The following is a 23,250-nucleotide window of genomic DNA, read 5'->3' as shown; positions in this document are numbered from 1 at the left end:
AGCGGCGGCGCGGGCGGCGGTGGAGGAGCAGGTGCGACGCGAAGCGGCGGCGCGGGCGGTGGAAGCGGCGGCGCGGGCGGCGGCGGAGGAGCAGGCGCGGTGGGAAGCGGCGGCGCGGGAAGCCGCCGAAACGCGACTGCGCGCCCTGGAAGAGGAGTTGCGCCGACTGCGCGGCGAGGGATGACGCCCCGCACGGCGTGTCCGGCCAGAGACCGAACCTTTGTGCTGGACTGGCAAGAAGGTCAACTAATGGCGCTGGCTGGGCGCTGCGCTGGCTGAGCCTGTCGAAGCCAGCGCCAATTGCAAGACGGTCAACGCGCGCGCTATTGTAAGTGCGGTAGCTGCATCATTGCAAAGCGATAGCAAGCAATTTCCTGTGTAACGAGTGCTTGTTTCATTGCTTGCGCTCATTGGAGTGATGGCAGCACAGAGTTATTCGGACAGTCTCTTGCTCAGTCCTGCCCTATCTTCTGCGCTGTCGCTTCGGCGGCTTTTCCCCAGGCAACAGGAGGAGATCCACGTCAATCAAATCTTGGGGACGTCCTGAGGCCAGTTTTGCTTTGATTCAGATCAGACCTGGAAATGAAGGGCGCAATCAAGTCATCAAAAGGTACTTCATATCGCTACTGCCGGGCAAACTCAAACTCCACGCCTGGGATTCCCACGAATACATCGACTCGTAGCGGAGGAACGCCCATCTGGGAGATGGTCTCTTCTTCCATAAATCACGTTCCGTCAGATCAGACAGAGGAGCGCCAAACGCTCGCAATGCCTGGTAGACCGCTCTGGCGTTCTGCTCATCTGTACCAATCCACAGATCGAGATCTTTCGTGTACCTGGGTTCAGCGTACTGGACGACGGCGTAGCCGCCAATAACAAGATACCGGATGCCGCTGGCGTTGAAAAGTCTCAACAGATCGCTGAAGTCTGAGTTGACAAACATCGACGCCCTTTACCCGGTGCGCATGGACAACCAATTCCCATGCTGCTGCAAATCGGTCGCGTGGCTCTTGAGCCTGCCAGAAAGCCCGGTTGAATGAGCGATTCATGTCTTCAATTCGTCCTGTGCGTTCTACGAAATTCATTCGTTTCATTGTGCAACGCCCATCAGGGCTGATCTGGTCTTTTCTGTCGATTGTAATTATACGCCAGTCTCAGAACGAGCGACTGCTGAACCAGGTCTCAATGCGATAGCAGTCCTTAAGATAAGGAAGGAAAAGAATGGTCGTGAACGCTAGTCTCTCATGCGACATTGCCATCATCGGCGCCGGCCTGGGAGGGGTGGCGGCGGCGCTCGCCGCCTGCGACAATGGCGCCTCGGTCGTGCTCACCGAAGCCACCGACTGGCCCGGCGGTCAGGCGACCAGCCAGGGGGTCAGCGCCCTCGATGAGCACCGCTACATCGAGACATTCGGCGCTACCCGCCGGTATGCCGCATTCCGCGAGGCGATCCGCGACCACTACCGCCGCCGGTATGGCGTGACGGCCATGCCCGACGGCTCGCCGCTCAACCCCGGCGATGGGTGGGTTTCGGCGCTCTGCTTCGAGCCGCGTGTCGGCGTGGCGGCCATTGCGGAGTTGCTGGCGCCGCACATCGTCAGTGGGCGATTGAAGACCCTGTACAACCACGCTCCGGTTGCCGCAACCGTGCGCGATGACGCGATCACCAGCGTTACCGTGCGAGGCGCCAGTGGAGATGTGGCGATCACGGCGCGCTTCTTTCTCGATGCCACTGACCTCGGCGACCTGCTGCCGCTGGTGGATGCGCCGTGGGTGACAGGCGCGGAAGCGCGCGACGATACGGGCGAAGCCGATGCGCCGGAAGAGGCGCGCCCTGGCGAAGTGCAGGGGTTCACGTTCTGTTTCGCCGTCGAATATCGCCCCGGCGAGGACCATACGATTCCGAAGCCGGACGGATACGAGCGCCTGCGTGATGCGCAACCGTTCACGCTGACCCTCACGGCATCCGATGGGTCACCGCGCCCGTTCCGCGTGTTCGAGACCGGACCGACCGGGCTGCCGCCGTTCTGGACCTATCGCCGTTTGCTGTCGGGGCGCCTGTTCGATCCTTCCGGCGCGTTGCACGACATTGCAATGATCAACTGGAATGCGAACGATTATCACCACGCCGATCTGATCGGCGCAGCGCCCGCAGAGCGTGAGCGGATTCTCGATGAAGCAAAACGGCTGTCCCTGTCGTTTCTCTACTGGTTACAAACCGAAGTTCCGCGTGATGACGGCAGCGGGTATGGTTACCCTGGTCTCCGTCTCCTGCACGAGGTCATGGGAACCACCGATGGTCTGTCGAAGACGCCGTACATCCGCGAGTCGCGCCGCATCTGGGCGCTGCGGCGTGTGACTGCCGGCGATATCCTGGCTGCCGGACGCACAACGGCGCGCGCGGCGCACTTCTCCGATTCGTGCGGCGTCGGGTGGTATTTTATGGACCTCCACGCGGCAGTGGGGAACCCGCGCAGCATGTTCGCGCCAACGCTGCCGTTCCAGATACCGCTGGGCGCGCTTATCCCGCAGCGTCCGGCGAATCTGCTGGCGGCGTGCAAGAACATTGGCACGACCCATCTCTCCAATGGTTCGTATCGGCTCCATCCGGTGGAATGGAACATCGGCGAGGCGGCTGGCGCGCTGGCGGCGTTCTGCCTGACCCACCGCGTCCATCCGCGCGAGGTGTGGGAAGGACCGCTGCTGCGCGTCTTTCAGCGCCATCTGCTCGCCCAGGGTGTGCCGCTGGAATGGGCGATCGATATTCCTCCCGCTCATCCGCATTTCATTCCAACGCAACTGCTGTTGCTCGAAGGAGCGCTGGACGGACACGGACCGCGCGCAGCATCGCTCGCCATCTCGCCGGATCAACCGGTAGCGCGCGCCGACGCTCCTGCCGTGCTCCGCGCATTGCTGCGCGTCGCCGGCTCGCCGGCTGAGCCGGTGCTCGATCCGGCGCCTGATCATCAGCCGCTCAGCCGCGCAGAAGCAGCGGCAACCCTGGCGCTCGCAGAGTTGCCCGCAACCGGCCTGAGCGACCCTCCCACCTGGTCGGATCTGTGTACGACTATGCGCCCGCTCGTTTGAAGCGCGCCGGATCGAAGAGCGCAATCGGGTGACAGGTGTTGCCGGTCATCGCCAGGTCTGCCAGGATTTCGCCGATCACGCTGGCAAATTTGTACCCGTGACCCGAACAGGGCGACGCAACGATCACCTGCGGCATATGCGGATGCGGCGCAATGATGAAATGGTGATCAGGCGTGAGGGTGTAGAGACAGGTAGCCGTCGCCACGAGCGCCCCGTTCAGTGACGGAATACGCTGCGCCAGAGCAGCGCGCATTTCTGCGATCTCCTCCGGGTGCACCATGCGATCCACCCGATCCGGGTCGGTCGGATGCCCGCGGTAGAAGAACGCGACCTTGACGCCGCCCGGTGGTCCGTCCTGCGCCGGAAACCCGTAGAGCGCATCGCCCCCGGCATCCTCCCAGATGTAGATCGGGAATCGACCAGCGCTGAACGGCGCGCGTCCGCCAACCGGCTCGAACCAGTAGAGCGCCTGGCGCTCGATGGTCAGCGGCAGCGCCAGATCGGCAAGCAGACGCGGCACCCATGCGCCTGGCGCGATAACGGCGCGTTCGGCTTCGTAGATCCCCTGCGGCGTAGTGACGCGCACACCGCCGCCGGGAGTTGTTTCCCAGGCAGTGACCGGTTCGTTGAAGTGCAGATCGGTGCCGTGGCGCGCCGCCTGATCGAGGTGCGCCCGAACCGTCGCTTCGGGGTCGAGAAACCCGGCGTGCGCCTCGTACAGTGCAACCTCGTCGTTGCTGACGTTAAAGGGTGGGAAACGGCGGCGAATGTCGGCGGCATCGAGCAGTTCGTGGGGCAGGTTGTGCATTTGGGCGCTGCGCAGCGCGCCGCTCACAACCTGGCTGTTTGCCCGACCGATCATCAGACCGCCGGTGATCGTCAGCAGCGGCTCACTACTCGTGCGTTGGAGTTCTTCCCACAATTCGTAGGCGCGCAGCAGCAACGGCACATACGCCGGGTCCTCGAAATACGCCTGGCGAATGATCCGCGATCTGCCGTGGCTCGATCCGCGATCGTGCGCGGGTGTGAAGCGTTCCAGCCCAATCACCTGTTGCCCGCGCCGTGCCAGGTGGTACGCTGCGGCGCTTCCCATTCCGCCTAGCCCGATAACAATGACGTTCCCCATGGAACCTCCTTACCGGCGCGCAAGTTCGAGCGCCTGCTGCAAGCCGCAACGCAACGGCTCCTCGGTGTAGCGCAGTGCGTTGGCGCGTCCCTTGCGAATCAGTTCTGCGCGCAGTTCCGCATCTTCCTTGATCGCCAGAATTGCGTCGGCAATGGTGCAGGCGCCGACAAAGTGCTGCCAGCCGCCCGAACTGTGGATGGCGGTGTCGATCGGTTCGAGCAGATACGCCCCGTCGCCGACGACCTCCGCCATGGCGCTGCGGTCGTTCGTGACTGCCGAGGGCACGTCGCAGAGCGCCGCTTCAAGCGGCGCCAGTTCGAACGCACCCGAGTGGGGGACATTCACCAGCAGGTCGCACACGTTGAGCCGTTCGACATACGTGTAGTTCGCCGGAATAGTCGGGCGCTCCGGCGGCGCGTCCTCGCTGGCAGGAGCGTCTGCGTCGTAGGGAATCCCGCTCAGTTGCCGGAAATCGCCCTGCGGGAAGAGCGCCAGGTCAGACACGCCGAGATGGTCGGCGACGTGGATCAGGTTGCAGCTGCCGAGCCAGGGATCTTCGTTGGTTGGCTGACAATGGAAATAGGCGATGATGTCGTCTGCCCGACCGCGCGCCCGCAACTGCTGCAACGCCATCATCACGCGCGGTTGCTGTTTGCGCTCGGTGTTGCGCCCAAACACGCCGACAACGAAGCGCCCGTCCAGACCGGCGGCGTGGCGCAGCGCCTCGCGGTTCGGCAGCGGGCGAAACAGGCGGGCATCGACCGGGTGCGGCGCGGCGATGATATTGGGAATGCCAAGCGACGCACTATAGTTCGCTGCGGCGTATGTCGGCGTCAACGCAGCGCGAAAGCCGCGCAACACCTGCATCAGATCGCGATCAAAAGGAATGGTGTCGATCACGAAATGGCAGATCATGGGACCCGACCAGCCCGCGGCGCGCACGGCGGCGGCAAAGCGGGCGACAGCGCCGAGATCGTAGTGGATGAATATAAGGTCCGGTCGTTCGGCTTCCAGAAAACCGGGGAGGAGCGGCAGCGCCTCTTTCTGGTCGCGCGGCATCGGCACAATCCGGCACGGGTAGCGTGTCGGGTCGAACGGCTGGTCCGCCGCGCACACGCCGAACACCACCGTCTCGTGCCCCCATTCGGCGAGGATGCGCGTCAGATGGCGGGCGTGAATGCCAAAACCGGTCGCCACCCACGGCGACTCGGAGAGAAGAGCAATTTTCATAGCATCTCTGGCGATAGCGGCATCCGCCGTAAACTACATGGTAGTATACCGCAGAGAAGCGCGCCGTAGATCTCTGATCCTCAAACAAGCGCAAACTTTGTGCCATTTGACACAAAGCCCGCGTGGTGGTAGAGTACACGTGAATATGCGCTACCCGAGGCGCATGCCGATGTCAGCGCTGGAAAGCGAGTTGTCTGTCTATGTCTCCGCTCGCCGAGCATATCGTTCTCCGCGATCTGGACATCGAAAACATCGCTGATTTCGACGTCTATCTGCAGCATGGCGGTTATGAAGCGTTTCGCATCGCCATAACCGAACGCAACCCTGCCGATATTGTTCAGACGGTCAAGGACTCCGGGTTGCGCGGGCGCGGCGGCGCAGGGTTCCCCACCGGCGTCAAGTGGGGGTTCCTGCCCAAAGATGTCTATCCGCGCTACCTGCTCTGCAACTGTGACGAAAGCGAACCCGGCACCTTCAACAATCATCAGATCATTGACCGCAATCCGCACCAGTTGATCGAGGGGATTGCGCTTTCCGCTTACGCGATCGAGTCCAACCTGGCGTATATCTACATCCGCGGCGAGTTCGCCGCCGCCGCGCGCCGCCTGGAGCGCGCCATCGCGCAGGCGTATGAGCGCGGCTTCCTCGGCAAGAACATTTTCGGCAAAGGGTACAACCTCGACATCTATGTGCATCGCGGTGCGGGGGCGTACATCTGCGGCGAAGAAACGGCGCTCATGGAGTCGCTCGAAGGGAAGATCGGTCAACCACGATTGCGCCCTCCCTTCCCGGCGGTCGCCGGTCTGTACGGCAAGCCAACGATCATTAACAATGTCGAGACGCTGACGAACGTGCCGATGATCGTGCGCCACGGCGCTTCCTGGTATCGTCAGTTCGGCACCGAAAAAAGTCCGGGTACGAAAGTCTTCTCGATCTCTGGTCATGTGAAGCGCCCTGGCAACTATGAAGCGCCATTCGGCATCCCGCTGCGTGAACTGATCTTTTCTCCCGATTATTGCCAGGGCATGCGCAGTGATCGCAACGTCAAGATCGTCGTGCCTGGCGGCGCCTCAGCCGGTTGGCTCACCGCCGACGATCTCGATGTGACGATGGACTATGAGGCGCTGGCGGCGAAGGGGAGCATGCTTGGCTCCGGCGGCGTGATCGTGCTCGATGAAAGCGTTAGCGCCGTTGAAGCAGCATACAAGATGGACGAGTTCTTCAAGCATGAGTCGTGCGGCAAGTGCACGCCGTGCCGTGAAGGAACGTACTTCCTGGTCAAGGTGCTGCATCGTATCACGCATGGTCACGGCCGCCAGGAAGATATTCCGCTGCTCCACGATGTGTATAATCAAATGGCGGGCAACTGCTTCTGTCTACTGGGCGAAAGCGCCGTCGTGCCGATCCGCAGCGCACTGCGCCTTTTCCCGCACGAGTTCGAGCAGGCGATCGCCCGGACCGGCAATGGATACCACGACACAAAGGCGCTGTCGGTTCACTGAGGTTTTCCGATGACGACCATCACGCGCTGGACAGTCGAGATTGTCGAGACGCTGCCGCGCCTGGAAGGCGGACGGTATGAGATTCTCGACGGAGAACTGTACGTGACGCATCAACCCCACGTTCGCCATCAGATCACGTGCGATAATATCATCGTGGCGCTGGGAGGCTGGAGTCTGGCGACCGGCGCTGGAAGAACGATTCAGGCGCCCGGCTTGATTTTTGCCGATGATGAAGCGGTTGCCCCCGATCTGGTGTGGATCAGTCGCGCGCGACTGTCGGATGTGATTGGCGATGATGGTAAACTGCACGCAGCGCCCGATCTGATTGTTGAGATTGTGTCGCCTGGCAAAGCCAATGAAGAGCGCGACCGCGAAAAGAAACTCGCGCTCTACGACCGGCGCGGCGTTCCAGAATACTGGATCGTTGACTGGCAGGCGATGACTGTCGATGTCTTCCGCCGCGCTGACGAGGCGCTCCGGCATGTAGCGATGCTGAAACCTGGCGATGTCATGACTTCTCCGTTGCTCCCCGGTTTTTCCTGCGAGATTGGGCGCTTCTTTGCGATATAATAACCAGCCCGCCGTAACGCGGCGCTAGAGGTGTGCATATGCCCGATGTAACCCTGGTCATCGATGGACAGACGGTGACCGTCCCGGCTGGAACAAACATTGTGGATGCGGCGCGGGTCGCCGGGGTCGCTATTCCGGTCTTCTGCTACCACCCTAAACTCAAGCCGGTCGGCATGTGCCGGATGTGCCTGGTTGAGGTGTGGACGCCGAAGATCGACCCGGTGACACGCCAGGTGGTGATCGGTGAGGATGGCCGACCCGTGCTGGCGTTGATGATGGGGAAATTGCAACCCGGTTGCGTCACGCCGGTCGGCGAGGGTATGGAGGTGCGCACCACGACGCCGAAGGTGCGGTTTGCGCAGAAGGGGCAACTCGAATTTCTGCTGACCTCGCATCCCCTCGATTGCCCGGTGTGCGACAAAGGCGGCGAGTGCCCGTTGCAGAATCTGACGATGCAGTTCGGTCCGAGCATGTCGCGCTTCGACTATGACGACAAGATTCATTTCGAGAAGCCGATCCCGCTTGGCGATCTGATCTACCTCGACCACGAGCGTTGCATCCTTTGCTCACGGTGTGTGCGCTTCCAGGATGATCTTGCCGGCGACCCGGTGCTTGGCTTCGATAACCGCGGGCGCGCCTGGGAGATTATCTCGCAGTCCGATCCGCCGTTCGACTCGAAGTTTTCGGGCAATACTACCGATATCTGTCCGGTCGGCGCGCTGACGACCGCCGATTTCCGGTTCAGGGCGCGCGTCTGGGAATTGCGCCCGACTCCCAGTATTTGCCCGCACTGCCCGGTGGGGTGCACCATCTCGCTCGATATGCGCTACGACCGCCTGATGCGTGTGATGCCGCGCGAGAATGAGTATGTGAATGACATCTGGATCTGCGACAAAGGGCGGTTTGGGATGCGCTTCATTGAAAGCCCGGAGCGCCTGCGCCAGCCGCTCGTTCGCAAGGGCGATGCGCTGACGCCGGCAACCTGGGATGAAGCGATGACCCTGGTCGCTGAGAAGTTAAACGCCATCCGCACCCACGCAGGTGCGGCGGCGCTCGGCGGGCTGGCAAGCCCCGACCTGCCGAACGAGGATCTCTATCTGTTCCAGAAATTGTTCCGCCAGGTGTTGCGTTCGCCGAACCTCGACTGCTGCACCGGCGCTCCAGGAGAATCGGAGATCGTCGATCTTGGCGCAACGCTCGGCGTCGGCAAAGGAACCAACCTGTCGAACCTGGGCGCGGGAACGGCAGTGCTGGTGGTCGGCGCAGACCCCGAAGAAGAAGCGCCGCTCTATGTGCTGCGGCTGCGCGGTATTGTGGCGCGCGGCGGCGATCTGACGGTTATCAACCCGTACCCGACGAAACTGGACCGCACCCCTGCGCGGGTTCTTCGCACCCGTGCCGGCGCTGAGACGTTCGTTGCGCTGGCATTGCTAAAGGTCCTGATCGAAGAGAACCTGATCGCCGCTGACTTCGTGGCGCGCCGTGTGCAGGGTCTCGACGACTTGAAGGCGCGACTACGCAATCACAGTGTCGCATCGCTCTGTGAGGCCGCCGACGTTGCAGAGGACGAGGTGCGCGCCGCTGCGCGCGCGTTTGCGCAAGCCAGTAACGGTATCATCATGTACGGACGGGTGGCGCTGGCGGTTGGAACGGACCTGATCGATGCGCTCGCCGATCTGGCGCTGCTGACCGGACACGCCGGCAGTCCGAATAATGGCATTATTCCGCTCATTCCTGGCGCGAATGCGCGCGGCGCGCTCGATATGGGCGTGTATCCGGGCGCCGGCAAAAAACGCGGCTTGAAGGCGCGCGAGATGTGGACAGCCGCGCGCGAAGGGCGTTTGCGTGGCATGATCATCGCCGGAATGGACCCGGTACGTGACAATCCGGCAGTGGCTGAGGCGCTCGATGCGCTGGAGTTCCTGGTGGTGCAGGACATCTTCCTCACCGAAACGGCGCAACGCGCCGATGTCGTGCTGCCGACGGCGTCGATCGCTGGACGCGAAGGAACGCTCACCAACGCTGAGCGGCGGGTGCAACGCTTCCGCCAGGCGCGCATTCCCGAATACAACACCCCGGCGGGGTGGGACGTCGCTCAACGTATTGCGCGCGCGTTGATCTCCATCGGTGTGAAACCGGCAGCGCCCGATGGTCAGGGGGATGGGCGCAATGCACAGCGTGCTCCGGCAAAAACCGCAGCAGCAACTGTGTCGCCTGACCAGTGGGATTATGTCGTCGCTGGTGATGTGGCGGACGAAATTGCGGCGACGGTGCGCGGCTACGCCGATACGACCTACGAAAGCCTGGGGTTGACGCGCAAGCCGCAGTGGGGGCGACAGCCGAACGAGGCGGTTTTCTATGATGGCACGTCCTACGAAAATACGGAAGGTGTCGGCGTTCAGATCGCTGCTGACGCCGATAATCCGAAAGCCATGTTTTCGTTGCGCGCACGTGTGCCGTCACAGATTGACATAAACAGTGATCGCCCTTACATGCTGCTGGCGGCGCCACGCGCCTATGATGGCCGCGCATGGAGCCGCGACTCGAAACTGTTGCCGCGTATGGTCGCGCCGCACCTGCTGCTGAACGCAGAGGACGCAGCGGTGTTGGACGTTGCGCCCGGCAGTCTGGTGCGGATCGTGTCCGAGGCCGGCAGCGCCGTTCTGCCTGCGCAGATCGACCGCCGTCTGCCGCGTGGACTGGTGCTGGCGCCCGATGTGAACGGCGCGCCATTGAGCGCAGTGCAGACCGGTCCGCTCACGCGGATTGCGATGATGGCGCATATCGATGAGACGGTGGAAACACGATGACCTGGATCGATCTCGTCATTCTCGTCGTCAAGTGCATCGTGCTGTCGCTGGCGGCGACGACAATTTTTGCCTACTTTACGCTGTTCGAGCGGCGAACGCTGGCGCGATTGCAGAACCGCGTCGGACCGAACCGCGCCGGACCGGGAGGATTTCTGCAGCCGCTCGCTGATGCGGTTAAGTTGTTCTTCAAAGAGGACGTGACGCCGCTGCTGGCGGATCGCTGGGTTTACCTGGTGTCGCCTGCTTTTGCGCTCATTCCTGCGATTATCATCTGGGCGACCATTCCGGTCGGCATGTGGCCCGACGGGCAGGGAGGCAACTGGTTGCAACTCGCCGAGATTAATGTCGGCGTGCTCTACCTGCTGGCGGTCACATCGGTTGGCGTGTATGGCATTGCAATTGCAGGATGGGCGTCAAACAACAAATACTCGATGATCGGCGGTATTCGCGCCTCGGCACAGGTCATCTCCTATGAACTTGCGCTCGGATTGACCGTCCTGGGCGCGGTGATGCAGGCGCAAAGCTTCAGTACGGCGGAGATCGTCGAACGGCAAATGCAGATGTGGAATATCGTGCCGCAGTTTCTGGGGTTTGTGGTGTTCATCATTGCCGCCACGGCCGAGGTTGTGCGTGCGCCGTTCGACCTGGTCGAAGCCGAGCAGGAACTCGTCGGCGGGTACAACACCGAGTACAGTTCGATGAAATTCGCGTTGTTCTTTATGTCGGAGTATGTCAAACTGGTGGCGATGAACGCGATTGCTGTCGTTCTCTTCCTGGGAGGCTGGCAGTTCCCCGGTTTGCAGATGCTGACGCTGGTTGTGACGCAACAGTATGGCGCTACGATCGGCAATGCCGTGCTCGGGTTGACGTCGCTCGGCGCATTCCTGCTCAAAGTGCTGCTGCTGTCGTTCGTTTCGGTCTGGATCCGCGCCACATTGCCGCGGGTGCGCTATGATCAGTTGATGACCCTGGGCTGGAAAGTGTTGCTGCCGCTCGCGCTCATCAATGTCGCTATCACCGCCGTACTGAACGTTCTGCTGCCGGACGCGCCAACCCTCATCGCTATCATCGGGCTGGTCGTTGGCGTCATTATTCTGATGGTCACAGCAATCGTCGGCAGGCCAGGCAAGGAGAAGCGCACGGTGAAACTGGTGGAGATCAGCGCCTGATGCTGTGTGGTGTGTATGGACGATCCGCCTCGTGCGATTGGAACGTTTCTAGTGAAATGAGACCCATGCTATGATCGGCGCCCTGTTCAAAGGTCTTGGCACCACGCTCCGATATCTGTTCCGCAAGCCGGTGACGGTTGAGTACCCGGAAGTTAAGCGACCGGTGCGCGAGCGTTTCCGTGGTCGGCATCAACTCAAGCGTTTCGCCAACGGCCTGGAGCGCTGCATCGGCTGTTCGCTGTGCGCGGCAGCCTGCCCGGCAGACGCCATTCTGGTCGTGCCGGCGGAGAACGACCCGGCGGCGCCGAATTCGCCGGGCGAACGATATGCGGCGCGCTATGAAATCAATATGCTGCGCTGCATTTTCTGCGGGTATTGTGAAGATGCATGCCCGACGAACGCCATTGTGCTCGAACACCAGTACGAACTCTCGTTCTATGATCGCCGGAGTTCGATCCTCACCAAAGACGATCTCCTGGTTCCCTCCGACAAGGGGCACGGTGAGATTCCGCCCATCCTGGAGCGCCTGAACCGTCGTCCGAGTCCGCCGGCGCAGATTGACCTGTAATGACGAGGCCGCAATGGAACTCATCATCTTCCTGATCACGGCGGCTGTGGCGGTTGCCGGCGCAGTGGCGATGCTGCTCAGTCCGAATGCCATTCACAGCGCTATTTTTCTGCTGATCAACTTCGTCGCCATTTCGGTGCTCTATGTGCTGCTCTATGCGCCGTTCCTCTTCGTTATTCAGTTGATCGTGTACGCCGGCGCGATCATGGTGCTGTTTCTCTTTGTGGTTATGCTACTCGGCGCTGAGCGCGCCGAGGATACCCGCGAACGGTTCGCCTGGCAACGACCGCTGGGGTTGACGCTTGCAGCGATTCTGCTTGGGCTGATCGGATACATTGCACTGCGCGGTCCGGCGCCTGAGGCGACTGTGGCGGATCAGCGGTTTGCTTCACCTGAACGCATTGCCGAGGCGCTTTTCACGACGTATCTGTTGCCATTCGAGATCACGGCGTTTCTGCTGCTTGCAGCCGTGATTGGCGTGGTGGTGCTGCATATGTCGAATCATGCGGGGAGTAGGGAGTAGGGAGTGGGGAGTGGGGAGATGGGAAGGTAGGGGTTGAGGGTTGGGGTTAGGGATTAGCGAGTCGATCCGGGTGTTCATAACGCTTATCACCTGATGATGCAAAGAGAATTTCTATGGTGCCGGCGAGTTACTATATTCTGCTGAGTGCATTGCTGTTCACGTTTGGCGTGGTTGGCGTCATGACGCGGCGCAATGCGCTGGTGCTGTTTATGTCGGTCGAGTTGATGTTGAACTCAGCCAATCTGGCGCTGGTAACCTTCGCCATGGCGCGGCAGGATGTCGCCGGGCAGATTGTCGTCTTTTTTGTCATTGTGGTGGCAGCCGCGGAAGTCGCGGTTGGTCTGGCGCTGCTGGTGGCGATTTTTCGCTCCAAGCGCACAACTGATGTGGATGAGATCAACGCATTGAGAGGCTGAATGAGCGCACAGGCGCGAGCGCGAAACCCCAAACTTTTCGCCTCTCGCCTCTCGCCTCTCGCCTCTCGCCTCTCGCCTCTCGCCTGACAGGATACATGCTGCGATGAACTGGATCATCTGGCTGATACCCGCGTTTCCCCTCCTCGGTTTTCTGATCAACGCACTGGTGGTGCGCCGGGAGCGCGATGCCGGCATCCTGGCCTCCTTGATGGTCGGGTTGTCGTTCATTGCGACGATCGTGGCGATCGTGCTGCTCGAAAACACGCCCGCTGAAGCGAAGCGGTTGACCTGGACGCTGTGGGAATGGATCGGTGTGGCGGATTTTCGCGTGGCGTTCGGGTTGCTCTTCGACCCGCTCACCGCGGTGATGGCGCTGTTGATCACCGGCGTCGGCGGGTTGATCCACGTCTACTCCATCGGCTACATGCACGGCGACGTGCGTCCGGTGCGTTTCTTCGCCTTTATGAACCTGTTCGTCTTCGCCATGCTGATGCTGGTGATGGCGGACAATCTGCTGCTACTGTTCCTTGGCTGGGAAGGCGTCGGGCTGTGTTCGTTCCTGCTTATCGGGCACTATTTCGATCGCCGTAGCGTGCCGCCGGGCGTCAATCCGTCTGATGCGGCGGTGAAAGCCTTCGTCGTCAACCGTATTGGCGATGCAGCGATGCTGGCAGCGTTGTTTGCGATTTTCACCAACTTCGGGACGCTGTCGTTCTACGAAAATCCCCAAATCGGCATCGGCGGCTATCTGGAGCAGGCGATCACTGTTGCGGGTGAAACTGTCGATCTTGGCGCATTCGGTCAACTGCCGCTCATTGCGGGCATCACCCTGCTCATGCTCGTCGCTGTCGCCGGAAAATCGGCGCAACTGCCGCTTTACACATGGTTGCCCGATGCAATGGCGGGTCCCACGCCGGTGTCGGCGCTGATCCACGCGGCAACGATGGTTACGTCCGGTGTGTACCTGATTGTGCGTAACCATACACTGTTCGATCAATTTTCGTCGGCAGCGCCATGGGTGCTGGTGATCGGCGTGATGACGGCGTTCATCGGTGCAACGGCAGCAGTGGCGCAGCTCGATATCAAGCGCGTGCTGGCGTATTCGACCATCTCGCAACTCGGCTATATGGTCGCAGCCGTGGGTATGGGGGCGTATGTCGCTGGCATGTACCACCTGCTCACCCACGGTCTGTTCAAGGCGCTCCTCTTCCTGGCGGCCGGTTCGGTTATCCACGGGATCGGCGGGTGCCAGGATATGCGGCGCATGGGCGGGTTGCGCGACGACCTGCCAGCTACGTTCCGCCTGTATCTCATCGGTGCGCTGGCGTTAAGCAGCATCTTTCCACTGGCGGGGTTCTGGAGCAAGGACGAAATTATCGCCCATGCCTGGTTCGACGCCCGCAGTCCGCTGGCAGCGATCATTCTGATTCTGACGTCGGCAATCACGGCGTTCTACATGGGCCGTCAGATCGGCATGATCTTCTTCGGGCGGCCACGCGACCCGGCAATGCACGGGCACGAGAGCGGCGCTACGATGCGCTGGCCCATGATCGTCCTGGCAGGCGGTGCGATCCTCGGCGGGCTGATCAATTTCCCCGGATTGCACTGGTTGAACAGTTATTTGCGCCCGGTGCTCCAGGAACCGGAGGTGATCTACACGCTCGGCATGGGCATTCTTGCGACGATTACGACGCTGGTGAGCGCCGGCGCCGGGTACCTGGGCTGGAAAATCTACGCCCGCGACCTGGAGCCGCGCATCCGTATTGGCAAGGATGATCCGGCATTTCGTTACCTCGGCGATCTGTGGCGCGGCATGGAGATTGGATGGGGTCTCGACTGGCTTTACCAGCGGGCCTTTGTCCGTCCTTACCGCGCAGCGTCGGTCTTCCTCAGCCAGGTGGTCGATCGTGAGGGTATCGACAGCGTGCTGGTCGATGGCACGGCGCGTGGACTGGTCCGGCTGGCGCAGGGGTTGCGCCTGCTGCAGACCGGGTATGTTCGCACGTATGCCCTGATGTTCCTGGTTGGCGTGATTATTCTGGTGGCGTTTTTCGCGTTGCGCGGTTAGAGCGAGTTTCGCAGAAAAGCGGACGCAAAGGCGCAAAGATGCAAAGATTGATTGCGAGGGTGCGCGCTTTCGCGTCAATGCTCTGCGAGGCATGTAGTTGTACCTATGAACGGTGTTCCGCTCCTATCAATCATGATCTGGTTGCCGGCGCTGGGGGCGCTGGCGGTGCTGGCGTTGCCACGCGCGAACGTGGGTGCACAGCGCGGCGTGTCGATGGGCGCTGCTCTGCTGGCGCTGGCGGCTGCAATCGGTGTGGCGTTTTCCTTCGATCCAACACGCGCCGGTTTTCAACTGGTCGAAAGCGTGGCGTGGGTGCCATCCTGGGGTATCAGTTATACCGTCTCGGTCGATGGCATCAGTCTGTGGCTGGCGCTGTTGACGGCGTTCCTGACGCCGGTGGCGCTGGCGGCCAGCTGGGGGACGATCGAGCGCCAGGAGCGCGCGTTCCATGCGCTGGTTCTGTTCCTGGCGAGTGGTTTGTTTGGCGTCTTTACGGCGCAGGACATGCTGCTCTTCTACGTCTTCTTCGAGTTCACGCTGATCCCCACGGCGCTGCTGATCGGCATCTGGGGCGGTGCGGAACGTCGCTACGCCGCGATCAAGTTCTTCGCCTACACCTTCAGCGGTTCGGTCTTTCTGCTGCTGGGGATCATCGGGCTGTACCTGCTCCACGGGCAGACGACCGGCGTCTACACCTTCGATACCGCAACGATCCTGGCAAGCCTGCAGATCGGCGCCCTGCGACTCGATGCCGGCGCTGAACGGCTGCTCTTCGGCCTGTTCTTCATTGGCTTTGCGGTCAAGGCGCCGATCTGGCCCTTCCATACCTGGATGACAACCGCGCACGCCGAAGCGCCATCGTCGGGAGTGGTCGATGTTATTGGGTTGCTGATTAAGATCGGCGCGTATGGTTTGATCCGCTTCAATGTGCAACTCTTCCCGGCTGCCGCTGCCTGGGCGGCGCCGGCGGTCGGCGCGCTGGCGGTCATCGGCATTCTGTACGCGGCGTGGATTGCGTACCAGCAGACCGATATGAAGCGCCTGCTGGCGTATGCCTCGATCAGTCACCTGGGGCTGATTGTGCTGGGCATTTTTGCGCTGAATGCGCAGGGGATCGCCGGCGCAGTGGCGCATATGGTCAACAGCGCTCTGACGACCGGCGCGTTGTTTCTGGTTGTGGGAATGCTCGCGGCGCGGCGCGGCTCGCGCGAACTGAAGTCGTTCGGCGGATTGTGGAAGATGACGCCATGGCTTGGCAGCCTGACGCTCTTGCTGGCGCTTGGCTCGATTGGTCTGCCGGGCCTGAACGGTTTCATCAGTGAGTTCACCGTGCTGCAAGGTTCGTGGCGTTCGCCGGGTCTGGGCTGGCGCTATACGCTGCCCGCTATTCTGGGGGTGGTGCTGGCGGCGGTCTATCTGCTGCACATGTATCGAACGGCGTTTATGGGCGATACGCCGCCGGAACTGGCGCAGGCGCCCGATGTGCGCCCGCGTGAACTCGCGCTGCTCGTTGTCCTGGCGGCGCCGGTGGTTGTGTTCGGATTGTATCCCAATCTGCTGTTCGGGCCAATGCAGCAATCGGTGACGCAGATTGCGCAGGGGACGTTGCCGTTTCTGGCAAGTCGTTGAACGTCGCATATCCGACGTGGAATAGCAACAGATGACCGAAATCGTTATTCCCCCAATTGACTGGCGCGTGGCAGTACAACTCAGCATCGTGTTCGGCTGGGCGTCGGTGTTGCTGGTTATTGCCCTGTTTGTGCCGCGTTCCCGTACACGGATCGTCGGGTACCTGGCGATTGCGGGTGCGATTGTGGCGGCGGCGGCGGGCATTCCGCTGTGGGGCGTCAATGCCGAGACCTTCAGCAGCATGCTGCGGCTGGACGCCTATGGTCTAACGCTGAACTGGCTGTTTCTGGCAGCGGCAGCCATCACTATCGTGCTATCGCTCGACTATCTGCCACGCCAGGGGATTGAGCGGAGCGAGTATTACGTGCTGGTGCTGTTCGCTACTGGCGGCATGATGCTGCTGGCGCAGGGCGCCGACCTGATCATTCTCTTTCTGGGGCTGGAACTGCTGTCGATTGTATTGTACGTGTTGACAGGCTTCGCCTACCCGCGCAACGCTTCGGAAGAAGCAGGCATGAAATACCTGCTGATCGGTGCATTCGCTGGCGGCTTCGTCGTGTTCGGCATTGCGCTGCTGTACGGAGCGACCGGCAGTATGAACCTGCGCGCCATCGGCGAGACGCTGGCGCAACAGGCGTTGACGCTCGAAGAACGAACGTATCTGCTGGCAGGCGCGGCGCTGGTTGTCGTCGGTTTCGGCTACAAAGTTGCGATGGCGCCATTCCACATGTGGGCGCCGGATGTCTACGAAGGCGCGCCGACGCCGATCGCCGGGCTGCTCTCGGTTGGCAGCAAGGCGGCGGGGTTTGCCGCGCTGCTGCGGTTCCTGGTCGAGGCGCTTGCGGGCGAATGGCAGATCTGGGCGCCCGTGCTGGCGGCGCTGGCGATTGCGACGCTGGCGGCCGGCAACATTGGCGCGCTGACGCAGCGCAATGTCAAGCGCATGCTGGCGTATTCGAGCATTGGTCACGCCGGGTACATCCTGTTCGGCGTCATTGCCGCTGGCGCGCCGGGCGGCATCGCCGGGCAACGCGGCGTTGAGAGCGTTCTGCTCTATCTGATCGCATACACCTTCACAAACCTCGGCGCATTCGGCGTGCTGATCGCGCTCGAACATCGCGGCGAAGCGGCGTGGGACATGAGCGACCTGGCAGGATTGTGGAACCGGCGTCCCTGGCTGGCAGTCGCCATGGCGGTCTGCATGCTCTCGCTGGCTGGCGTCCCGCCGACCGCCGGTTTCTGGGGGAAGTTGTATGTCTTCACTGCCGCCTGGCTGGCGGGCATGGGCTGGATCACGGTTATCGGCGTCGTCATTGCCTCAATTGCGGCATTTTACTATCTCCGCATTATTGCGCAAATGTTTATGGCAGAACCGGTGCGCGAGGCGCCGTTACCCATAGACCGCGCCCTGCGGGTGGGTCTCGCGCTGGCGACGCTTGGCGTGCTGATCCTGGGCTTCATCCCAACGCCGGCCATCGACCTGGTGCAGCGGGTGGGGTTAGGGAGTTAGGGGAACCGAGAACCAAGAACCAAGAACCAGGACCCCCCGTTAGAGGGTGACGGTCACCTGTGCCACAACCCTCTCGTCAGGTGCGAGGTCCGGGTCTGGAGCGCCGACGGCAGCGACGGGAACCGCTACCTTGAGCGTCGGCAGGGACGTGTTCGCCGCGACGGCCGCCAGGTCAGCCGCCAGCGCGCCTGCCGACCGGTAGCGTTCCCGCGGGTCCTTCGCCAGCGCCCGCTCCAGCACGCGCTGGATGTCAGCGGGCAACGCGGGTTGCAACGTCCGCACATCCGGGATCGGCTCGGTCACGTGCGCAATCAGCGCACCAATCGGCGTGTGGCGTAGTACGGCGGTCGCCCGCTCAGCATCTCGAACAGCATCGCCCCCATAGCGTACACGTCCACTAGCGGCGAAAGCCCGCCGGGCCGGGTCAGTTCCGGCGCCATGTACTCCGGCGTGCCGATCACGCCGCTGCGCGTCAGGATCGTGGCGGTCTGCATCACGCTGACCACGCCGAAATCAGCCAGGTATGGCTGGTCGGTGTGGTCGAAGAGTACGTTGTCGGGTTTGATGTCGCGGTGGATCAACCCGGCGGCATGCGCCGCGTCGAGGGCTGGCGCTACCAGGCTGATGATCCGCGCCGCCTGGGCGAGGGGCAGCGGTCCGCGCCTGAGCCGATCTGCCAGCGAGCCGCCGGTCATCAGGCGCATGACCATAAATGGCTGCCCGGCATCCTCGCCGGAGTCGTAGAGCGGCACAATCGCGGGGTGCTCCAGCGCAGCGACCGCCTCGACCTCGCGCTGGAAGCGGGCGCGGAAGGTGGATTCGTGCAACAGTTCGCGCGGCAGGACTTTGATCGCCACTTCGCGGTCAGCTTCGGGGTCGTAGGCGCGGTACACCGTCGCCATACCGCCACGCCCGATTTCGCCAAGGACCCGGTAGCGTCCTATCGTGGCTGGGGTCATCAGTGCGCCTCCAGAAAAACCCGAGGATGACCGGCTGCACAAGAGCCGATTATCGCGCCCAACAGTCGCTTCGCTGGAAACGTGAGCGTCGTTGCTCGTCTGGAGAGACGTTACTGATCTTGAGACGCAGCGTTGCTGTGAGATGTTCCAGGGTCTTTCGTCTGCCCGTTCTCGAAAAACTCCACTTCCCAGCGCTCGCCAGGCACAACCATTTCGACCATAATCGAGTCGCGTATATGCGCCACTCTGTAGTCGATCTTTGCATCCTCAAGCCTGTCAAAAAACTCCAGCAGCTTACCCAGAGCAGTTTGAGCCAATGCAGTCATCGATCAAACCTTACTTCGTTCCTCGCAGCGTGTAGACCACAATCCCCTCGCCGCCGAACTTGGACGCATCGATCGCGCCAATGACGAGCGCCGTCGTGCCGTGTTCGTACCCGTCGAGCAGCACATCGCCCTGACGGCCGGGCATGCGCTTCAGATGCCACCAGCCATTCTGGGTCAATGCCATGTAGTGGTTCTGCACATCTTCGAGCGAACCATCGTTGATCACAAAAATCTCTTCGACCAGCGTCTCTTCTTTGACAGCGTCTTTGCGCATTTCCTCAATCGCCACTCTCTTCCAGTCGGCAATAATCTGATCGATCTTGGGGCTGCGGCTGGTCTCGAACGGCTGCGCATTCGGCGGCGGCGGCACGCTGACATCCCCCCCGCCGCAGGCGGCAAGCGTAAAGAGCGCCAGAATGACAAGTGCGATGATCCGTATGCTGCGCATGGATAGTCCTTATCGTAACGTATTGAATCGTGTATCGGGGAGAAGTATACCATACCGCTTTCAGGATTGCGCGCCACGACGCGCCTGCGCATCGAGAAATCGTCTTATGACCATGGTGACGGCTTCCGGCGCTTCGACCGTAGATGTGTGCCCCGCGCCGGGGATGACGATCAGCGCAGCGTCGGGAATGCGCTCCTGAATGCGCCTGGCTTTGTCAGGCGGGGTCGCCGCGTCCTGATCGCCGACGATAATGAGCGTCGGCGCGGTAATCCGGTCGATCTGATCATAGACCCCCTGGCGTTCAATGACGCCCCGAACGGCGCGCGAAATGCCGATCCGGCGATTGGCGATCATTCGTTCGCGCCACATTGCCCGTTCTTGCGCACGGTTTGGATCGTTCAGAAACTTCTTGCCGAACATGATCGGCATGACCTGATCGGTGACTAGCCGCAACCCCAGCCAGCGCGCGATGAAGTTGAGCAGGCGGTATCGCCCCACATTCTCGCGCGGCTCCGGGTCGGCGGAGGTTTCCAGCAGGATAAGCGATCGGATGAGTTCTGGATGGCGAATCGCCAGTCGTATGCCGACGAATCCGCCCATCGAGAGACCGACGAAATGGCAGGGAGCGGCGCGCAAGGCTTCGATCAGCGCTGCCGCGTCCTCGCTGAGCGTATCCATATCGTATCCTGATGCAGTCACCTCGCTCCGCCCTTGCCCGCGAAAGTCGAAGGTGATGCAGCGATACCGATCCTTCAGCGCATTGACCTGATGATCGAACATTCGTCCGCTCCACAACAGTCCGTGCGCAAACACGATTGTTTCAGGACCAGTTCCGTGTTCCTCGTAGGAAATGGTCGCTCCGTTTACCCGTATCTCAGGCATTGGGTCCTCCAACGTTATACTAATGCGCGGTCAGTCCGCCCGGCGGCTGCTGTAAAGCCCGCCTGCGCGGGCTTGACCGGGCGATAGCGGATTCTTTTCTCAAAAACCATTATTGATCCACTGCAAAAAGGCTTAACCACCAAGGACACGAAGCACACGAAGGTGAATAAAAATGAAAAGCATTTCCTTTGTGTCCCTTTGTGACCTTCGTGGTTACAGCTTTTTGCAGTGAAGTCATTATTGTACAAATGACCGTGCATGAGTGTTAGAATGGGTGCAGACGCCCTTTTGCGGTATCTCCCACTTTCGCACCTCTCCATTCCCTGGAACATTATGATGCAACGTTTCTCCCCGCCCGCTCGCGCCCATACGCTTCGATTTCGTTGAGGAACCGCGACGGTTTCGCCTGTTTCCCGCGCATCCGGCTGGCTGCCCAGGAGAGGTAGAGTTGTTCGCCTGCGCGGGTCAGCGCAACGTAGCAAAGGCGGCGTTCCTCCTCCACGCCGTCCGGCGTCGTCAGGCTGTGTTCGTGCGGCAGCGTCCCTTCTTCCAGACCTGCAACGAACACGATGGGCCACTCCAGACCTTTGGCGGCATGGATGGTGGACAACTGCACCCGATCACGCTCGTCATCGTCATCGTCGGCGCTGGTCAGCAACGCCACCTCCTGCAGGAAGGCGTTGAGCGCGGTGTGCTCGGCAGTGGCATTCGCCAGTTCCTGCAAATGGGCGCGGGCATCCGGCAGTTCCTCCGGTTCCAGACGCTGCTCCAGCCATGCCTGGTAGCCGGTGCGCTCGATTACATCGGCAAGCAAATGATCCGGCGACATCCCACTTTCCGCCAGCCGCTGCCAGCGCGTGATGAGCGCCGCCAGTTGTCGTGCGCCTTCCGCCGCTTTCGGGGGCAGCAATGCCGACGCCTCCGGGTGCATCAGCGCCTCGGTCAGAGGCAGCCCCCGCTGTGCAGCAAAGGCAGAGAGCGTCGCCAGCGCCGCTGCGCCCAGACCACGCGGTGGTACGTTGGCAATCCGGTTGAAGCTCAGATTGTCGGCGGGATTGTTGACAACACGCAGGTATGCCAGCGTATCACGCACCACGGCGCGATCGAAGAAGCCGATTGCACCGCGCAACGCATATGGAATGCGCACATGACGCAGCGCCGATTCAAATGCGCGGCTCATATGGCGTGAACGGTAGAGGATCGCCATGTCACGCGGACGGCGCCCGCGCCGCAGCAGATCGGCGATGCTGCGCGCCACATGTTCAGCTTCGTCGCGCGCATCTTTTGCGTCCACAATCTGGATTGGCGGAACATACCCGGCGTCGCGCGGAGGCTCTGGTCTGGTTGCGCGCAGCGCCATGGGCTGCACCGCGCGACTATGACGAATGACCGCATAGGCGGCATCGAGAATCGGCTGGCGACTGCGATAGTTCGTCGCCAGTTCGATCACCTGCGCGTCGGGGAAATCGCGCTCGAACCGTGTAATGATCGTATGGTCGGCGTTGCGGAAGCCGTAGATCGCCTGCATCCCGTCACCGACGGCGAAGAGCGAGCGCACGTGGCCATTGGCGGGTGATGGGCGTGTGAGCAATTCCACCAGCGTGTGCTGCGCTGGATCGGTATCCTGATACTCGTCAATCAACACGTGCCGCCAGCGCGCCTGGCACGTGTCCAGCACGTCGGGGTGTTCGGAAAGAAGCCGGTGGGTCAGCAGGATCAGGTCGTCGAAATCGAGCGCGTTGGCGTGTTCCAGGCTGCGCTGATAGCGCTGGTAACACCCGGCGACGAAACGCTCCAGGTCGTCGCGGGCGAAACGCGCTGCCAGGCGCAGCGTGAGCAGACGGCTCTTGGCGCGCGAAATATGACGGAGCAGATCAGCCGGCTCGAGCAGCGCCGGCGGACGTTCCCGGGCTGTATCGAGCGCCAGCGCCGCCAGTTGCGCCTGCTCATCTTCGGCGTAGATCGTAAAAGCGGAGGTGTATCTGCCGATGCGCCCGATAATATGCTCGCGCAACAACGCGGCGCAGACCGAGTGGAACGTTCCGGCTGTGAGACCGCGGATCGATACGCCAGACAGATCACGCAACCGCTGCCGCATTTCGCGGGCAGCCTTGTTGGTGAACGTCAACGCCAGAATATGCGCTGGCGACACGCCGCGTTCGGCGATCAGGTGCGCAATGCGCAGCGTCAACACGCGCGTTTTGCCGCTGCCGGCCCCGGCGCGCACCAGGATTGGACCGGGAGGCGCAGTGACGGCTATGTATTGTTTGGGGTTGAGCGAAGCCAGGAGAGACATATCAGGCAATATCATCCGGGTTCAGCCCCAGCGCGCGCAGCCGCTCCGCCAGCCGCGCGGCGCGTTCCTCGGCGGCGGCGCGCGCCTCGGCTTCCTGTTGCGCGCGCGCCTCGGCGGCGGCGCGCGCCTCG

At 61.8% G+C, this 23,250-nt stretch carries 21 protein-coding genes; 12 read left to right on the top strand and 9 right to left on the bottom strand.

The genetic code is table 11. From position 1 onward, the window contains the following. A partial coding sequence (locus AC3EA7_RS05090; protein WP_488612955.1) for a hypothetical protein occupies window positions 1-184 on the top strand: 184 nt, incomplete at its 5' end. Window positions 185-595: 411 nt separating this feature from the next. Here AC3EA7_RS05090 and AC3EA7_RS05085 read toward each other — a convergent pair. Continuing rightward, window positions 596-943 carry a hypothetical protein gene (locus tag AC3EA7_RS05085; RefSeq protein ID WP_488612954.1) on the bottom strand — a complete coding sequence of 116 codons (348 nt, stop codon included), beginning with the start codon at window positions 941-943 and terminating at the stop codon, window positions 596-598. A 278-nt stretch (window positions 944-1,221) separates the two neighbouring features. Between AC3EA7_RS05085 and AC3EA7_RS05080 the strand changes: the two genes are divergently transcribed. Further along, entirely contained in the window at window positions 1,222-3,087 is a 1,866-nt protein-coding gene (locus AC3EA7_RS05080; protein WP_488612953.1) for an FAD-dependent oxidoreductase, read from the top strand. On the opposite strand, the gene solA is transcribed toward AC3EA7_RS05080, so the two are convergent. Together solA and AC3EA7_RS05070 are read right to left on the bottom strand one after the other, a co-directional pair. Next, the gene (gene solA, locus AC3EA7_RS05075) at window positions 3,068-4,213 is read right to left on the bottom strand and encodes an N-methyl-L-tryptophan oxidase (RefSeq protein WP_488612952.1); all 1,146 of its coding nucleotides are present in this window, start codon (window positions 4,211-4,213) and stop codon (window positions 3,068-3,070) included. The two genes, AC3EA7_RS05080 and solA, sit on opposite strands and share 20 nt — an antisense overlap. Before the next feature lie 9 nt (window positions 4,214-4,222). Then, a complete protein-coding gene (locus AC3EA7_RS05070; RefSeq protein ID WP_488612951.1) occupies window positions 4,223-5,443 on the bottom strand; it encodes a glycosyltransferase in 1,221 nt (406 codons plus the stop codon). A 200-nt stretch (window positions 5,444-5,643) separates the two neighbouring features. Here AC3EA7_RS05070 and nuoF point away from each other — a divergent pair, with 200 nt between their 5' ends. The 10 genes from nuoF to AC3EA7_RS05020 all read left to right on the top strand — a co-directional run bounded on the left by nuoF (window position 5,644) and on the right by AC3EA7_RS05020 (window position 18,208). Beyond that, a complete protein-coding gene (gene nuoF, locus AC3EA7_RS05065) occupies window positions 5,644-6,945 on the top strand; it encodes an NADH-quinone oxidoreductase subunit NuoF (protein WP_488612950.1) in 1,302 nt (433 codons plus the stop codon). 9 nt (window positions 6,946-6,954) lie between these two features. Then, window positions 6,955-7,515 carry a Uma2 family endonuclease gene (locus AC3EA7_RS05060; protein WP_488612949.1) on the top strand — a complete coding sequence of 187 codons (561 nt, stop codon included), beginning with the start codon at window positions 6,955-6,957 and terminating at the stop codon, window positions 7,513-7,515. 38 nt (window positions 7,516-7,553) lie between these two features. Then, window positions 7,554-10,325: an NADH-quinone oxidoreductase subunit NuoG gene (nuoG, locus tag AC3EA7_RS05055; protein WP_488612948.1), complete on the top strand. Its 2,772-nt coding sequence runs from the start codon at window positions 7,554-7,556 to the stop codon at window positions 10,323-10,325. Beyond that, window positions 10,322-11,494 carry an NADH-quinone oxidoreductase subunit NuoH gene (nuoH, locus tag AC3EA7_RS05050; protein ID WP_488612947.1) on the top strand — a complete coding sequence of 391 codons (1,173 nt, stop codon included), beginning with the start codon at window positions 10,322-10,324 and terminating at the stop codon, window positions 11,492-11,494. Before nuoG ends, nuoH begins: the two co-directional genes overlap by 4 nt. A gap of 70 nt (window positions 11,495-11,564) precedes the next feature. After that, complete coding sequence (nuoI, locus tag AC3EA7_RS05045; protein ID WP_488612946.1) at window positions 11,565-12,062, top strand: NADH-quinone oxidoreductase subunit NuoI; 498 nt, start codon at window positions 11,565-11,567, stop codon at window positions 12,060-12,062. Between the two features lie 13 nt (window positions 12,063-12,075). Next, on the top strand, window positions 12,076-12,585 hold the full coding sequence (locus AC3EA7_RS05040; RefSeq protein ID WP_488612945.1) for an NADH-quinone oxidoreductase subunit J family protein: 510 nt from the start codon (window positions 12,076-12,078) through the stop codon (window positions 12,583-12,585). A gap of 113 nt (window positions 12,586-12,698) precedes the next feature. After that, a complete protein-coding gene (gene nuoK / locus AC3EA7_RS05035; RefSeq protein ID WP_488612944.1) occupies window positions 12,699-13,001 on the top strand; it encodes an NADH-quinone oxidoreductase subunit NuoK in 303 nt (100 codons plus the stop codon). A gap of 103 nt (window positions 13,002-13,104) precedes the next feature. Further along, window positions 13,105-15,069, top strand: coding sequence for an NADH-quinone oxidoreductase subunit L (gene nuoL / locus AC3EA7_RS05030; protein WP_488612943.1), 1,965 nt, complete (start codon window positions 13,105-13,107; stop codon window positions 15,067-15,069). Between the two features lie 105 nt (window positions 15,070-15,174). Next, window positions 15,175-16,698 carry a complex I subunit 4 family protein gene (locus AC3EA7_RS05025; protein WP_488612942.1) on the top strand — a complete coding sequence of 508 codons (1,524 nt, stop codon included), beginning with the start codon at window positions 15,175-15,177 and terminating at the stop codon, window positions 16,696-16,698. Window positions 16,699-16,729: 31 nt separating this feature from the next. After that, on the top strand, window positions 16,730-18,208 hold the full coding sequence (locus AC3EA7_RS05020; protein WP_488612941.1) for an NADH-quinone oxidoreductase subunit N: 1,479 nt from the start codon (window positions 16,730-16,732) through the stop codon (window positions 18,206-18,208). A gap of 39 nt (window positions 18,209-18,247) precedes the next feature. Here AC3EA7_RS05020 and AC3EA7_RS05015 read toward each other — a convergent pair whose 3' ends face one another. The 6 genes from AC3EA7_RS05015 to AC3EA7_RS04990 all read right to left on the bottom strand — a co-directional run bounded on the left by AC3EA7_RS05015 (window position 18,248) and on the right by AC3EA7_RS04990 (window position 23,119). Beyond that, window positions 18,248-18,511: a hypothetical protein gene (locus AC3EA7_RS05015; RefSeq protein WP_488612940.1), complete on the bottom strand. Its 264-nt coding sequence runs from the start codon at window positions 18,509-18,511 to the stop codon at window positions 18,248-18,250. Between the two features lie 8 nt (window positions 18,512-18,519). Further along, a complete protein-coding gene (locus AC3EA7_RS05010) occupies window positions 18,520-19,167 on the bottom strand; it encodes a serine/threonine-protein kinase (protein WP_488612939.1) in 648 nt (215 codons plus the stop codon). Between the two features lie 110 nt (window positions 19,168-19,277). Then, complete coding sequence (locus AC3EA7_RS05005) at window positions 19,278-19,493, bottom strand: hypothetical protein (RefSeq protein WP_488612938.1); 216 nt, start codon at window positions 19,491-19,493, stop codon at window positions 19,278-19,280. Window positions 19,494-19,503: 10 nt separating this feature from the next. After that, entirely contained in the window at window positions 19,504-19,941 is a 438-nt protein-coding gene (locus AC3EA7_RS05000; protein ID WP_488612937.1) for an LptM family lipoprotein, read from the bottom strand. Window positions 19,942-20,001: 60 nt separating this feature from the next. Then, window positions 20,002-20,823: an alpha/beta fold hydrolase gene (locus AC3EA7_RS04995; protein ID WP_488612936.1), complete on the bottom strand. Its 822-nt coding sequence runs from the start codon at window positions 20,821-20,823 to the stop codon at window positions 20,002-20,004. 331 nt (window positions 20,824-21,154) lie between these two features. After that, entirely contained in the window at window positions 21,155-23,119 is a 1,965-nt protein-coding gene (locus AC3EA7_RS04990; protein ID WP_488612935.1) for an ATP-dependent helicase, read from the bottom strand. Window positions 23,120-23,250: the final 131 nt, after the last annotated feature.

Source organism: Roseiflexus sp. (assembly GCF_057785375.1).
This window is presented reverse-complemented; position numbering and strand designations above follow the sequence as displayed.